The organism is Lamprobacter modestohalophilus, assembly GCF_016583905.1.
Taxonomy (GTDB): domain Bacteria; phylum Pseudomonadota; class Gammaproteobacteria; order Chromatiales; family Chromatiaceae; genus Lamprobacter; species Lamprobacter modestohalophilus.
In genome coordinates, this window is the sequence record NZ_NRRY01000078.1 from 1 (window position 1) to 14178 (window position 14178).

At 56.4% G+C, this 14178-nt stretch carries 10 protein-coding genes; all 10 read right to left on the reverse strand.

Annotated features, from left to right (window positions below; translation table 11 throughout):
• Window positions 1-167 precede the first annotated feature (167 nt).
• The 10 genes from CKO42_RS24285 to CKO42_RS24330 all read right to left on the reverse strand — a co-directional run bounded on the left by CKO42_RS24285 (window position 168) and on the right by CKO42_RS24330 (window position 13905).
• Window positions 168-1880: a DUF262 domain-containing protein gene (locus CKO42_RS24285; protein WP_200250797.1), complete on the reverse strand. Its 1713-nt coding sequence runs from the start codon at window positions 1878-1880 to the stop codon at window positions 168-170.
• Window positions 1877-2338 carry a retron system putative HNH endonuclease gene (locus tag CKO42_RS24290; RefSeq protein WP_200250801.1) on the reverse strand — a complete coding sequence of 154 codons (462 nt, stop codon included), beginning with the start codon at window positions 2336-2338 and terminating at the stop codon, window positions 1877-1879. Before CKO42_RS24290 ends, CKO42_RS24285 begins: the two co-directional genes overlap by 4 nt.
• Window positions 2335-3609 (reverse strand): AAA family ATPase, encoded by a 1275-nt coding sequence (locus CKO42_RS24295; protein WP_200250807.1) that lies wholly within the window; start codon window positions 3607-3609, stop codon window positions 2335-2337. The genes CKO42_RS24290 and CKO42_RS24295 overlap by 4 nt, the downstream gene beginning before the upstream one ends.
• Window positions 3610-3628: 19 nt before the next feature.
• Window positions 3629-7123, reverse strand: a complete 3495-nt coding sequence (gene pglX, locus CKO42_RS24300) for a BREX-1 system adenine-specific DNA-methyltransferase PglX (protein ID WP_200250815.1) — start codon at window positions 7121-7123, stop codon at window positions 3629-3631.
• Window positions 7124-7666 carry a hypothetical protein gene (locus CKO42_RS24305; RefSeq protein ID WP_200250818.1) on the reverse strand — a complete coding sequence of 181 codons (543 nt, stop codon included), beginning with the start codon at window positions 7664-7666 and terminating at the stop codon, window positions 7124-7126.
• Entirely contained in the window at window positions 7663-8727 is a 1065-nt protein-coding gene (locus tag CKO42_RS24310) for an AAA family ATPase (RefSeq protein ID WP_200250821.1), read from the reverse strand. Before CKO42_RS24310 ends, CKO42_RS24305 begins: the two co-directional genes overlap by 4 nt.
• A complete protein-coding gene (gene brxC / locus CKO42_RS24315; RefSeq protein WP_200250838.1) occupies window positions 8724-12245 on the reverse strand; it encodes a BREX system P-loop protein BrxC in 3522 nt (1173 codons plus the stop codon). Before brxC ends, CKO42_RS24310 begins: the two co-directional genes overlap by 4 nt.
• Before the next feature lie 97 nt (window positions 12246-12342).
• Window positions 12343-12954: a DUF1788 domain-containing protein gene (locus CKO42_RS24320; RefSeq protein WP_242479670.1), complete on the reverse strand. Its 612-nt coding sequence runs from the start codon at window positions 12952-12954 to the stop codon at window positions 12343-12345.
• The gene (locus CKO42_RS24325; protein WP_200250839.1) at window positions 12951-13544 is read right to left on the reverse strand and encodes a DUF1819 family protein; all 594 of its coding nucleotides are present in this window, start codon (window positions 13542-13544) and stop codon (window positions 12951-12953) included. Before CKO42_RS24325 ends, CKO42_RS24320 begins: the two co-directional genes overlap by 4 nt.
• 10 nt (window positions 13545-13554) lie before the next feature.
• Window positions 13555-13905, reverse strand: coding sequence for a hypothetical protein (locus tag CKO42_RS24330; RefSeq protein ID WP_200250842.1), 351 nt, complete (start codon window positions 13903-13905; stop codon window positions 13555-13557).
• Window positions 13906-14178 lie beyond the last annotated feature (273 nt).

Here is a 14178-nt window from a genome sequence, read left to right on the forward strand (position 1 = left end):
AAGGGCGCCGGCATCGTGCTCAGCCTGCGCGCGCTCACACAGACCGTCGGACGCTGGGCGCAGTTCTGGCAGAAGATCGATCAGTTTGGGGCGGCGTGCTGCTGTTGAGCACAGTATGTTGAGGCCGCACCCTCGAGCCAGTGCTTGGGCGATGCGATTTTCCAATGTCAGGCCCCGAACTCGACCTTCCAGATTCCCGCGGCGATCGTTGCCAGTTGCTTTTGTCTTGCCTCGATCTTCGGCTCGTCCCAGATGTCGTAGTGTTTTGCGACCGCTCGGGTAATCTCAAAGTCGCTCTGCTCGTAGACCTCTTTTTTGACCGCGTAGCTCGCATTGCCGAGATCACGGTTCCGATTTGTCTCCAGCGGAGTCATATTTCCAATGCGATAAATCAGTCGGTCCTGTTTTGACTCCTCAATGTATGACCAGGCCTCTGATGGGTGCTCTGGCAGGATGTGCTCAAGATTATAGGTTGCGCTCTCGAACTCGAAGCGCTTACCCGAGCGCTGCCGCTCGATCTCAAAGAGAATATAGCGAACCACCTTCTTGTTCCGACTATTGGTGGTGCGAAGTTCCTTCTCCGAAAAGGCCGCCTTGAACTGGTTGTCGTCTGGATAGACCTCACGCAACGCGGAGATGACGTCCGATGCACGCGAGTAAGTCCCGGCCGATACCTTCCAGGCAATATCGTTGTAGAGACGCTCTTGCTCATGGGTCTGCAGATTGCAGATCACATTGTATCGAAACGACACAACGGCCACGGTTTTCATGATGCGGCTGAAACCCGCCCTTTCGGATTCGTAGAATGTTCCATGACAGGCCAAGAGCATGGCCAGTGGTTGACGTACGTTGAACATCACCAGTTGCTCAAGCGTTCGACGCTCGTCGGCAACCCAGGATGGATCTTGCGGGTCTCGAAGGGCCGCGTAGACAGCGGCTGATCGATCGAGATCCCTGAGTAGTTCGAATGCCGCATCCCGCGTGGTGATGCGCCTGCGTATGGTCTTGAACAAGTCGGACTTGCGCACAAGCTTGTTTCGGCTGTTCCAGAACAGGCGCAGAAACTCCGGAAAGCTTTCGCTACCCAGCAGGCCCACGATCCGCTCCCACCGCTCCTCTAGCGCCCGCAGCTCCGTTTCATGGGTCTCCTGAGTGCTGATAACGGAAAACAGGTAGTTCTTCAGCAGATCAGTGGAGGAAAGCCTGACGCCGCGCGCATTCAGCGTCTCGAAGACCTTGAACGCATTCAACTCATCGGTCACCGTGATGACGGTAAAAAACAGCTTGTCGACCAGCGCATCGATAAAGGCCGTCAGTGCTTTGCCGCTATCCGTCAGGTTCCCGGTGCGGGTCTTGATCCTGTCCTTGAACCAATTGAACGCCTTGCGCAGTTGATGTTCGGAGGCATTCAGCCCACGTTGCGGCAGCTTATCCAGCGGCACCAGGTAGGTTTGATAGAACCGGTTGTTGTGCCGATTGAGTTCCAGTTTCGAACGAGGCACCAGGCTGACGGGGTCCAGATAACCAATGTAGCTGTTCTGGAGCTGCTCCTTACGCTTCGCGTTATTTTCAGCATCGAGCTTGCTATTGATTAGATCCTGGAGGTGCCCAAGGCCCGCCAGGATCATGACACTGATGGTCGTGAGACGCTGCTGACCGTCAATGATATCGAATTGCTTGCTATCCGATGATTGGAGCACCAGATAGCCCATGTAATGGGCTGGCTCTCCGTCAGTCTCAAACAGCGCGACCATGTCCTGCCAAAGATCATCCCACTCGTCTTCGGTCCAGGAATAGTCCCGCTGAAAAGGCGGCACCCGATAACTCAATCCATTGCCAAGCAACTGGCGGAAGGTAGAGTTGGTAGTATTGAAGTTCATTGTTGCCCAAGCCGCTTGATCGTTTCCGCCGCACCCTGATCGTGTGTCGAGGCAGGTTTGATCAGTCCGTCGCCCGTATGAGCGAAACGGTCTTCACAGCCCGGATCAAATGGAGAAACCAAAAGATCAGGGCCATACCAGTCATCTTTCAGGTTTCCACAGTGGCGTGGTTCGCCTTTCTTGATCTGGTTCTGACAAGAACAAAGCAAATTACTGAAGTCCAGGGGATCAACTGCCGGATCGCTTTGTGGTTGAAAATGCTCGATGTGAGAATCACTCTCGATGAGCTGGCCCTCGCAGTAACAGCAGAGATGGCCTTGCTCAGTCATCAAGGCCGCTTTCACATCCCTCTTTTCGGTTCCGCGCAAGTCATCATACTTCGGCTGCCAGTCATCATTGGCCAACGCTTTCCAGTCCGAAAATGATGTCGGTTCACCCTGCTTCACGATGTGCTTCATTTTCCGATCAATTCCTTCCTTTTGATCAACACCCCAGCCTTGGTCAGCTCGGGATCTTGCCCGATCTCCTGTTCTAGCTGCTCGATCGATACACGAGCATCGTCGAAATCTCGTTGGTCGATCAGTTCAAAAATGTGCCTCAAGGAGTTATTGACCTCATCGGGTCGAGTTGTCTCGATCCCCATCAGGTCTTCGAGCACCCGCTCGACCGTCTTGCCGTAAGACTCTGCCGGTCGCGAGCAAGAAAGCTGACCTTCTCGCAGTTGCAGCAGGAACAGATTCTCCGGCTGGACATGCGTGATGACGTGCGGGGAATGCGTGGAAATCAAAAACTGGCAGTTGGGGAACACCTCCAACAATCTCGGCACAACCATGCGCTGCCACTTCGGATGAAGATGCAGATCGATCTCGTCGATCAGCACAACGCCTTGGCCTTCCAGGGGGTTGCCCCTCATCGGGTTAGCAATCGCAAAGCGTCTTGCCAGATCGCCAACCATGGCCATGAGACATTTCTCACCATCGGAGAGTTGGTTCACGGTCAGCTTTTGACCCTGCTTATCCACTTCCATGCGCAGCGGGTTTCGTCGCACCGTCAGGTTCGTGAAATCGGGCATAAACTGTTCAAGCGCTTGACGTACCGCCTCGAGCTGGCGATCAGGAAACTGAAAATCATCGGGCCTGATCAACTGATCCCGGTATTTCAGATTCTCGTTCTCCAGATCCTCTCTTTCCCGAAACCACTCAAAGAATGTTCTGAAGCTGGCTCCACTGATCAACGAGTCATCGTATGCGGACACAACATCAAAAGAGTGCTTGGATCTGATCCGCAAGGGGATATCCAGCACCGCTCGATTGATCGGATAATAGGCAAGCAGTGGCAGGTCCACCTCGCCGTTCGTCGCGTTGATCCGCTTTTCCAGGATCTTGGCTAGGTTGGTGACTTCCCCAAGTGACGATCTTTCATCCTGGCTTCTGCCCTTGCGGCTTTTTGCCAGTGACCATCCGTAGTCCCTCGACAAAGTGCCGACCGTTAGTGATAGTACAGCGCCGGACTCATTGTTTCGGATATCTAATTCCTTGATCGGGCGCCCTGAAGCGCCAGCATGACGAACCCGGTTCGCCAGCCACGAAAGCAAAATCGCGGTAGCGTCAAGAACGCTGGACTTGCCCGCGCCATTCATCCCGACGAACACATTCAGACGGGAATCCAGGACCAGCGACAGACTGCTCGCCCCGCGGAATCGTTCCAATCTGAGCTGATGAATGTGCATGGACTCTTGTCCTCCCACCCTACAGGCCGGGAATCTTCTTCAGGGCCGCATCGAATTTCGGGTAGTTGACCTTCACCCCATCGTCGAGATCGATGCTGATCTGCTTGGTGGCCAAGGGATACATCACGTCGCGCTCCCAGGCATCGAGTTCGGCGATGGTCTTTTTCAGGTTCTCGATCTCTTTCAGTGCCTTGGTCTTTTCACCCTTGGTGGCATCGGCGCTGGCTTCGACGCCGCGCAGGTGGTCGAGGCGGGTGCTGAGCTTGCCGCGGAACTCGCGAAGGTAGTCGTTGAGCACCACGCTGACCGTATCCGGGCGATAGCGGTGCAGGTAGATCAGTGCGTTGAAGCTGCCCTTGGGGCTGGAGAATAGCCAGTAGATCGGGCGCTTCTTGTAGCGCCTGACATGATCGTTGTAGAACTCGCCGAGGAAGTAGTCGCGGATGCTGTAGTTACGCTTGCCTTTGATATTCAGCGCCTGCTCGACGAACCGGAGGTTTTCCTCGTAGTGCTCGTCGCCAAAAGCCACGCGCAGGAACTTGCGGAAGCGTTCGGCGATGTCATCGGTAAACCAGTCGCCATCGAGCATGGGGATGACGTCGTCGTCATCGGCCGGGAAGCTCGGCTCCGGGATCTGCTTCAGGTAGTCCTCGATGGTCTCACCCTGGTTGGCTAGGATTAGCCCAGGTTTGTCCAGCGCGTAGCGGCCAAACATGCAGCCCACGGCATAGGAGACCAACTCGCGTAGGGTGTCGGCCAGCAGCAGCGCCTCCAGTTCGTCCTCGCTCTTGTCGTTGCCGTAGCGGTAGTGCGGGTTGCAGGTCAGGGTGATCTCGTTGAGCGGCACTTCGGGTGTCAGCTCATCCTGCAGACCGTAGGCCTCGATGAAGATGCGGTTGTTTTCTTCCTCCAACCGCTGCATCTCCAGCGTCATCTCCCGCCAATGGGCGCGAAGCTTCTGGTAGGTGGCCTTCAGGGTTGGCTGGTGGTAGTCGGGATTAAGTAGCGGTAAGTTGGTGAAGTCCCAAGAGGTTTCGTAGGAATCCCAGTCCAATGTTGAAAGTGCAATCAGCGAAGAGATCAATTCACGATCTCGACCTGGCTCTGCCAAATCAACGGGAATCGGAATGTTTCCGAAGTCTCCTGGATTAAAGTTCAACGTGGGATTCAGGGTTTGAATCAATGGCCGAGCCACTTTCGAATTTACTGCTAATAAGCAGAAGTCTTGAAGATTCTCGTTATCAAAAAAAGCTGTCGGAGCCGCATTATTAAATGTCTGTCCTACAGGAAGATGCCTGAATGCTGTCACATCCGAAGAAATCCCTGACCAAGTGATGCCTTCCCGGTAAAAATAGTCTTTACCATCATGTCGGAATCCTTTCTCTGCAGCCATTTGCTTTATTGAATCCACATCGTAAGCGATGACAAATTCGCCGTTACCGTACCATCGGCGAGCGTCGCCTCCCTTTGCATGGGGATAAAATTTATACTTAGACGATCTATCTTGAAAAGCAATACGTGAGCGGCTCACTTCCCATGCTAAACGAAGATATTTATGATTATTTCCGGTAGTAGTTCCTTTTCGGCCGGAGCTAAACTCAGATGTTTTTGGCATCTTCGAAAATGCATCAATTAGCTTCGCAGGAAGCCTGAAGCTTATTGGTGATCCTGGTATCTTTAGGAACTGGGTTTGTCGAAGGTCATAGCGCCAGCTACAGCTCTTATCTCTAATCGCCTCAAGAAGCCGGACTGGTTGTAGATCCGATCCATAAAATTCATGCAGATCAAAAAATACTGATGCTTCCCCTCGCGCAGCAGATCTTTTGCTCATTACAAAAGCACAGATCGGAACAAAAGCAGACTCAAAAAAGGAATGGTACTCCGGGCGTACGAGCGTTAAGAGAAAGTAATCCTTAAGAATCCTATATCTTAGTTTTTCGAAATTCCCTATGAACATCCATACGAATGGAGACATCACACCAAGCTGGCCTTTGGGCAGCGCCAGCTCGGTGTTACGGACAATGAAAGCTGAAAAAAGATCAGACTTCACGTCCCCATAAAAGTCCTTGAGCCACACTCCCATCCGCCCATTCATCCCTTTCCCGCCCAGATACGGCGGATTAGCAATCACTACGTGGTATTTCGGGCTCAGGTAGTCCGTCTGCCGTAAAGCTTGCAGAACCTTGTTATGAGTTATGGCGAGGAACAACTGCCCGGAAACATCCTTCAACTCCAAATCCCGGAGAATTCCATCCACGTTGGTGACATCTGGTCGGATCAGTGAACCGAAGTTATCGGCCTCTTCGAACTGGCGCAGGGTGGTTTGCAGCGGCGCGGTGAACAGGTCACGCCCAACAAAATCCATGTACTCATTCAGCTCGTCCTCGTCGAACCGAACGTTCTCCAGCACGCAGATGTTCGGCTTGACGCCCTTGTTGAAAAACCGGCGCTGTTTGCCACGGGCCTTCATGGTCAGGGCGAAGGCAGCCAGTTCCCCGGCGCGTTCGTCGATCTCGATACCGTAGAGGTTATTCGTGAGGATCTTCTCCGGGATCTCGGCAGGCTCGTAGCCTTCCTCCTCGTAGATGGCGTAGAGCAGGTCGAAGGCATAGGTGAGCATGTGGCCGGAGCCACAGGCCGGGTCGCAGATCTTGATCTCTTCCGGACTGCCGATCTTCAGGAAATCGGATTCTGCTTGTTCCGGCTTGATGTAGTAGTCCATCCGCTCGGCCAGCTTGGAACCGGGACGGTTCAGCAGCCACAGACGGCCGAGGGAGTTCTCCACCAGGTAGCGCACGATCCAATGCGGGGTGAAGAGCTGGGTGGCGGCGGGGATGTTCTCGGGCGTGATCTTCTTGTTCTTTTTCAGGCCGTCGAACACCTCGTCCTTCTTCTCGGAGATGTAGAACTGGTAGAGCCAGCCGATCACCTCGACGTCCTCGCACGCGTCCGGGGTCATTGCCTCGCGGGTGTAGGCGAGGATGGAGTTTCCCGAGAGCAGGTCGTCAGGCATCAGCAGTTCGGTGTAGTCGTCGATGCGCTGGAACAGGAACGGCATGGCCTTGTTCCATGAGTTGCAGGCGGCCACCACCAGCAGCCGGTAGGCCTCACCCTGCGGGTCGCGGCTGGGGGCTTTGCCGTCGAGCAGGGCGAAGATCTGCTGCCGGACCTTGTCGTGGACCATCTTTTCATCGATGTGCCCCATCTTGGCTTCGGCCAGGATCTCGGGCTGAAACTGCCCCTCGGAGGGCGACACCACGCCGATACGGGTATAGCGGTTCACGTCCATGAAGCGCAGGGCGCAGAAGCGGTTGAACCAGATATAGGCGACCCGCTCGATGACCTGTTCCTTACCGTGGTCCTTGATCGCCTCCTCAAGCTTCTTGATGGCCTCGGTGCTTTCCCGGCGGGCGGCGCTGTTTTCAGCCAGCACCAGTTTCAGCTTGGCAGAGACCTGCTCCAGCAGAGTGCGCCGGGCGAACTGGGCGAATTTTTTTAGTTTTGCGGTTTCCATCTATTCAGGCTCCTCCGGCTGCAGCAGCGGCCAGACGGGTGACCGGCCACTTGGGGAGTTTTCATTCCATTTATCCAGGTTGACGACATGACAGCTTGTGGCCAGGGCCTGGACCCAGCGGCGTGATGCTTTGCCCACCGGCAGCTCCTGTTTCAGAGATTTCTGCATCCGGCTGTTCAAGGCGTTGTCAAAGGTGATCAGGCAGATGTAGTGAATCGGCTTTTCCACCTTCTGCTCGGCATGCCGATAGAGGTAGGAATCCCGGAATTTGTACTTCAGGTAGTTCTTCAGCCACTTGAAGCTGGCTTGCCGCGAGTTTGTCTCGTCTTTGGTCGTCGCGCCAAGGACGTCGTAAATCGAGGGGTCGTCGTAGTCCTTCAGTTCCACGTAGACGTAGGCGTCCTCGAACTCGGCGACGATGTCGACGCCTTTCATGGGCGCACCGTGGAATGTGGGTTTGGTGCTGTCCGTCTCGTCGAAGACGAATGCGTCCAGGGCACCCTCAAAACGGAATTCGAAACCGTCAGCCTCAACGATCTTCATTTGCCGAGGCGTCCCATGTCGTTTTCGATCTCCTGGTTGATGAGAAAGCCAAAGGCCTCGTCAATCGGGTTCGGCGTGATTTTCAGGTAGTCCTCGGTGGAGGCGACTTTGATCTCGTAGGTGTCCGCGTCACGGTACAGGCTATGGAAGCGCACGTGGTCATCCTTGCCTTTGTCCATGAGCAGATCGAACCACTTGAGCAGCACATAGTCATGGGTCGCCAGAATAATCTGCTGGCCGTTGCGGGACAGTTCCAGGAGGATCTGCACAAGCAGCTTCATCAGCTTAGGGTTCAGATTCGACTCCGGTTCGTCCCAGAACAGCGGGCCGCTGACACCGGGCTTGATCGCGCCGGTTTCCAGCAGGCGCGAGAGTATCCCCGCCTTGCGAAATCCTTCGGCCATGGAATTGGCGGAATATTCTGCATTCTCGGTCTTGAAGGTGACCTTGCCACCGCCATAGAAAACGAAGTGGCCGCCGCAGATGCGTTCAATCTCCGCCATGGCCCACTTGGATTTTTCGTGCAGGGTTTCCGGGCGGACCTCGGGGAGATCCAGCAGCAGGCAGATGTCCTGATAGGTCTGGTCAAAGGAGAGCCCGTATTTCTCGTATAGGCTGTTGAACCCCTTCATGAACGAGAGGACTTCCTTGGTCGGGAAGAAAACTGCCTCGGCCTGGTATTGCTCGGAGTTGGCGCGATCCTGAACGGCCAGCGCCCTCGAGTTGTTGAAGAAGGTCGCGGCGATCTTCTGCCCCCCGGCGAAACGGGCCGACAGATAGGCCTGGTCGCTCGCGCCCTGGCGATGCATCTTGCCGAGCTTGTCGTCGAGCGGCATGAAGAGGCGCACCAGCTTGGCGGTCAGCGCCGCTTGGAACTCATCGTCGCCGATATCGGGCTTGTTCTTTAACAAGGGCGCACCGGCACAAAGCCCATAGCCCGCCTTGAGCAGATGGGTTTTGCCGGTGTCGTTCTCACCAATGATCACGTTGATTTTCGGCGAGAACTCCAGCGTCAGCCCGGTGAAGACCGTGAGGTTTCTCAGTTCAAGATACTCAATCATATTTGTACCCGCTTTCCTGAGTTGATCTGCTCCAGAAGGACCGTGCGAAGCTGCTCCAGGTATTGATCGATATCTTGCGCCGTTGTCAGCAGCGGCTTGTCGAACGGCACACGCAGTTGCCTGGCGGCGACGTACTTCGGCCTCGGCTCTCTGACCCCAGCAGATTTTCCGCCGCCGGTGTCCTTCTCTGGATCTGGCTTGGGTGTGAGCAGATCAAACATCCTGTCGAGTAGCTTCTGATAGCCCTGCTCTTCGAAGTAGCGCAGCCGATCGTTGATGACGGCGATCAGCTTCTGCTGCGCGAGGTGCTCTTTCAGCTCTTTGAAGGGCTCGTTCAGTTCTTCCGTGCGCTCGGCTGGAAGCTTCTGGTACTCGGCCATGTTGTGCAGGCGTTGTTGCAGGTCATCGAGCACGGTTTGCGCCTTGGTGCGTGCCTCGCTGACCTGCTCATCCACCCGTTGCTTGAGTGCGTCGAGCTTGGCCTTGAGCTGCTGGATGCGATTGCCCTTGAAGCATTGCGGGTCGTAGAGCGTGCTGCGGACCTCTTCGAGTTCCGGGGTATCGACATAGACGAAGTTGGCGTCCTGGTCCTTGAGGAAGATCTTCGCCTCGTCATAGATGGCCTTCTGGGAGCCGCCCATGAACCGGCGGACTGGGTCAATGAGCTGCTCCTTCATGTCCAGCAGCGCGTCTTCCTCGCGGGAGATCTCGGTGAGGTACCAGGTGTAGGGCTTGGAGGCGAGGTCCTTGAGCTTGTCGATGACCGGTTGGAGGCCGTTCAGGAACGGGTAGCGGTCCGCCTGGGCATGGAGCCTGTCGAGCGCGGTCATCAGGTCCTGCACCTTGGCATTGGCCTCCTTGCCCAGCGCCTTGGCCTCGTTGGATGACGGCGGTGCATCGAAAAAATCTCCGAAAAATTCCTTGAGTCGTCGCACCTGGGCGGCGGTGAACTCGACGGTCGGTTCGAGCACCACGTTGTTGGTGCCGTGGGTATTGAGCAGTGCCCGTTCCAGCGCGTCGTCTTCCAGCAATGTGCTGTCGGCTCGGACTTCGAGCTTGCCGCGTGCGCAGAGGTTAGCGAGGTTGCACAGGATGGCGGCGTAGTACCAGCCGTAGGGCTTGCGCTCAAACTTCTCGATCAGGCTCTTGAGCGTGGTACGGACACCGCCCCGGCTGTTGCTCTGGATGAACGCCAGCAACTCTTGCTCTGACTCGGCCAGGCTGGTGGCATCGCCGCCGAACAGGCCGTCCTTCGAGTGCCGCAGGTAGTTGCCGACATCCGCTTCGGTGACGGTAATACCGCGCAACATCCGAAGATTGGGGTAGGCACGCCCGATCAGTTCCTGGAAGCCACGGTTGATGCGGCTTTCCGGGTCTTCCGAGCCGATCTCGACATCGCCGCCGGCGACCAGCAGTTTGGCCTTGCCCAGCAGCGAGCCGACCAGATCCTTGAGCTGGTTGTAGCGGTCGCGGTTCTGGAAGCCCTTGTCGGTCAAAATCCGCTTGATGGATTCCTGCTGGGTGGCCGAGACGTTCTGTTGGATGTACTTCTCGGTCTTTTTGAACATCAGGACATCGCGCATCAGGCGATCTTCCTGGGGCAGCACAACGAACAGCTCGTCCTGCTTGTAGGTCGAGTTGGTCCGCAGCATCTGCTCGTTGTCGGCGTGCTCGTGGAACGGGCTGACGATGTGGATGGCCAGCTCCTGCTCGCGACCGTGCAGCCGGTCGTCGAGCTTGCGCGAGTAGGCGTAGTCTTGGCCGTTCTTATCAAAACGGATCTTCTTGGCCCGAAGCACTTGGTCGAAGATGAGCTTTTGCAGCTCGTCGGCGACGTCGGTGGTTTCGACCTCGGTGTTCTTGATCTCCTGCTCGATGTCCTTTTCTTCGTCGGTCAGATACTCGTAGAGCTCGCCGTTGCGCTGGATGTAGGTCTGCTGTTCGAGCAGGTTGAGCGCGCCCTCGACGCGCTTGGCCAGCTTGGGCAGGTCGGCATCCAGGTCTTCGAGCATCAGCACGCAGAGGTTGCGGATGGTCGGCTTGAACTCTTTGACGTACTTGACCAGGAACAGCGCCTTCAGCACACGAATCGCGAACGCATCGTCGAGATGGTGTTCGGCCTGGAGGATGGCGCGCTGGATGTTCGCCTTCACGACCGTGCGAATGCCTTCAAACATCAGGTCGAAGGTCGCCAACTGGCCGACCGGGCGGTCACCGATCTGCACGGCAACCTGCTGGAAGACGCCGAGCATCGAGCGCTCGCCCACCGAGCTGTGCCTACCCTCGAAGGCGCTGTGCTGGGACAGGTTCTGGATCGCGGCCTGGAACAGCGGGAACTGGTAGGGGATGAACGGGTAGCTGTGGATGAAGTGGTCGCGATCCTGGAAGTTGCGGTAGGTCTGGGAGCCGTCCGCGAAGCCGAACAGGGTTTTGAAGTTGTTGACCTCCGTGTGGTAGGTGTCCGACAACTGTCCTACGCCCGCTTCGTTCTTGGCCAGCAGGCGCTTTTGGATCACCTCGGCGACATCGGCACTGGTCAGCTTCATCCGATTGGCAAAGCGGGCCTGGATCTTCGAGAAGTCGTTACCCTGCTGCCGGGTCATTTCCCCGACGACGTTGTTCATGTCCTCCTGCGCCGTGACCATCACCCAGGCGCGGCCACGGCATTTGGTGGCGAGACTCTCGGCGATGGTTTGCAGGTTGGTCATCAGCTTGACGTTGTCGGCGATGTACTGCCCGACCTCGTCGACATAGAAATTCAGCCGGAAGTCCTTTGACTGCTGGTCAAGATATGCCTGGACCTTCTCCGCGAAGTCCTCGATGGAGACTCGGTACTCACTGCGGTACTTGTCGAGGATGCCGGTGGCATCGGTGGCATCCCCTCCCGTGACTTCGGCATAGGCGTTGGCGATGTTCTTGGATTCGAGCAACGCCTGTTCACGGCCCGTCTCCCACGCGCGGCCCGCGATCTTTTCATAGGCTTGCTTGAAACCCGCATAGAGACCGCGACCGTCGAGGTCACGCTCGAACTGCGCGATGTGTCCCTGCTTGCCGTAGTAGCCGCCCATCTCGTCGAACACCTTGACGAAGACGGCCAGCAGGGCATCGAACTGGGTCTTGCTGATGACATCGGCCTTCTGGTCGATGTTGAACAGCACGCTTTTGGACGGGATGGTGACGGCCCGCTTGATTTCAGCGCGCAGGATCTCGTTGTCGCCGCATTTCGGTAGGAAGAGATCGAGCGTCTTGGCCCCGTCGATCTCGCGGTTCTCCAGCAGGAGGGCGAGCATCTTGAGCAGGTGCGACTTACCCGAGCCGAAGAAGCCGGATACCCAAACGCCGTTTGCACCCTCATAGTTGTTGTAGGCGTCGAGGAAGCTCTCGAGGCGCTTCTCGACCTCGTTGGTCAGGACGTACTCCTCGACCTCCAAGCGCAGGCTAGCGTCGTCATCGGCCTTGATCACACCCTCGATCGCGCGATCAATCGGTTTCGCAAAAATATGCTTTAGTGTCGTCATCACGGATTCGATCCAAACGCCCTTTTTTCAATGCCTTAATGGCGGAAACATCCGTTCCACCGGTGCATACCGTCAATACATGTCAGCGAACACTCGATCACGCCTCGTAGAGGTAAATGTTGAAGGCGCGGTAGTATTTGTCATCGCGCAGGCGGCCGAACAGGTCGAGCGATGCGCCGGCTTCCAGTGAATAGGTGTATGCACCGGGGAAAAACATCAGCGTTGGTTTTTCTTTGGCAACGCTTTGCAGGTTGTTCAGCACGTTGTGGGAACGGATGTAGGGGAACACCTCGCCGACGCCAGCGATGAACATCACATCGAATTCCGCTGCTTGCATACGCGCTGAGATGGCCGGGACCAGATGCGCTTCCGGGTCCAGCACGCCTTGGAGTAATTCTTTTAGCTCAGCCTTGGAGACCGAGGCCTCCATTTCCAGGATTTGAGCCCAAATCCCGCGCTCCTTGAGCAGGTCGATCGCGATGTCGTAGAGGTCGATCCCAAGCGGGCGCACGCCGGTTTGATCGAGTGTGTTGTGCAGCTGCCGCTGCAGCCTGGCCATCGCGACCGCCTCGTCGGGCTTGAACGGGCAGATGAAGAAGGGCACCTCGTTGCCCAAACCTTGCTTTCTGAGAAAACGCTGACCGGAGATCACCTCCAGCAGGTGGTTGTAGCGCTCTTGCATCGGCAAGGTCGCGATGTCGGCGGTCATGCGGCGAGCCCCCTGAGATCCTGCTCGGCGATTGGGAAGAAGCGTGCCGCTGCCGCCTGATGCGTCAACAGGAGCGTTGCCAGCTCGCAGCTCAAGGTGGGCGCCAGGATTACGTTGTCCTTGCTCAGCAGCCGGGCCTCGCGCAGCATCTTGAACAGCACCTGGCGGAGCTTGGCGCATGTGGACGAGGTGATCCCGACCAGCTCGGGATGTTGCGCCTGCTTGAAGTCGAGGAAAGCGTCAAAGTCCGTGCGACTGAGATCATTGCGCAACGCCAGGTAGCGTTCCCTGACAACATCGGCCATGAAATCCGCGATGAAACTGAACCGACGGCAGATCGCCACCCAAACCAGCATGGCTTGGTCTTGATCGCCTGCGGAGTCGAAGAACGCGATTTCCTCAGACGTCAGGTGCTGCAGGCGACAGATGACCTCCCCCGCCAAGCGCTTGCCCGTGCTGGCCTTGCGGGCCTGAAGCAGGTTGTCTCGAAGGACCTGGGCACGCACCCCATCCCAGTCGCCGAGTTGCTGGAAGCGCGCAAGCACCAAGCCCGTCTCACGCAACAGGAGACCGCCAGTCGTGAACGCCATGTTGTATCGCTCAACGCCCATCGGCTGGTCTTCGTCCCCTGCGCTTTTCCCTTTGCTCCTCGAAGTCCCGACGCAATTTATCCGAAAGCGCTTGCCTCGATAAAATAATTTCACTGGTTGCGCACTCCATTGCATTGCCCTTTACACCATAACTGACAATCGCATAGGTGTTATCGGTGTCGTTCTCGACCAGGAGAAGGTTTCTCGAGCCATGCCTGCCAGACACAAAAAGCTTCTTTCCAAAAAGGGGGTCCGTGTTTTGCAAAGCACCAGAAACCGCGTCGATCCATTCCCCCGCGCTCTCTAGAGGCATCATTGACCAGGGAAATTTAAACTCAATGGTGATTGTTTCATCATTCATCGCAAACCCTCACTCAAACTGCAGCGACCATTAATAAAGCAAGACGTTTTGTCCCTAGTGCAACCCTGTTAAATACCTGAGACCGTTCCCAGATAGTAACCTTGTCATTCTCATCATTCACATAGCGACTGACCGGAGGTTCTCACCGATGCCGCGCTGTACTGCAGCCCCAGTTGACGTCTCTGACAAAGACGCTCGCGTCCTGCAAGCGCTGGAGCGCCGACACAACGCGCCCCAAGGATTGGTCAAGCGCGCTCAGATCATTCTCCTCGC

Excerpts from the sequence above, each read along its gene's own strand:
- CKO42_RS24285 (WP_200250797.1), bottom strand. The coding sequence starts at position 1,880 with ATGAACTTCAATACTACCAACTCTACCTTCCGCCAGTTGCTTGGCAAT.
- CKO42_RS24290 (WP_200250801.1), bottom strand. The coding sequence starts at position 2,338 with ATGAAGCACATCGTGAAGCAGGGTGAACCGACATCATTTTCGGACTGG.
- CKO42_RS24295 (WP_200250807.1), bottom strand. The coding sequence starts at position 3,609 with ATGCACATTCATCAGCTCAGATTGGAACGATTCCGCGGGGCGAGCAGT.
- pglX (WP_200250815.1), bottom strand. The coding sequence starts at position 7,123 with ATGGAAACCGCAAAACTAAAAAAATTCGCCCAGTTCGCCCGGCGCACT.
- CKO42_RS24305 (WP_200250818.1), bottom strand. The coding sequence starts at position 7,666 with ATGAAGATCGTTGAGGCTGACGGTTTCGAATTCCGTTTTGAGGGTGCC.
- CKO42_RS24310 (WP_200250821.1), bottom strand. The coding sequence starts at position 8,727 with ATGATTGAGTATCTTGAACTGAGAAACCTCACGGTCTTCACCGGGCTG.
- brxC (WP_200250838.1), bottom strand. The coding sequence starts at position 12,245 with ATGACGACACTAAAGCATATTTTTGCGAAACCGATTGATCGCGCGATC.
- CKO42_RS24320 (WP_242479670.1), bottom strand. The coding sequence starts at position 12,954 with ATGACCGCCGACATCGCGACCTTGCCGATGCAAGAGCGCTACAACCAC.
- CKO42_RS24325 (WP_200250839.1), bottom strand. The coding sequence starts at position 13,544 with ATGGCGTTCACGACTGGCGGTCTCCTGTTGCGTGAGACGGGCTTGGTG.
- CKO42_RS24330 (WP_200250842.1), bottom strand. The coding sequence starts at position 13,905 with ATGAATGATGAAACAATCACCATTGAGTTTAAATTTCCCTGGTCAATG.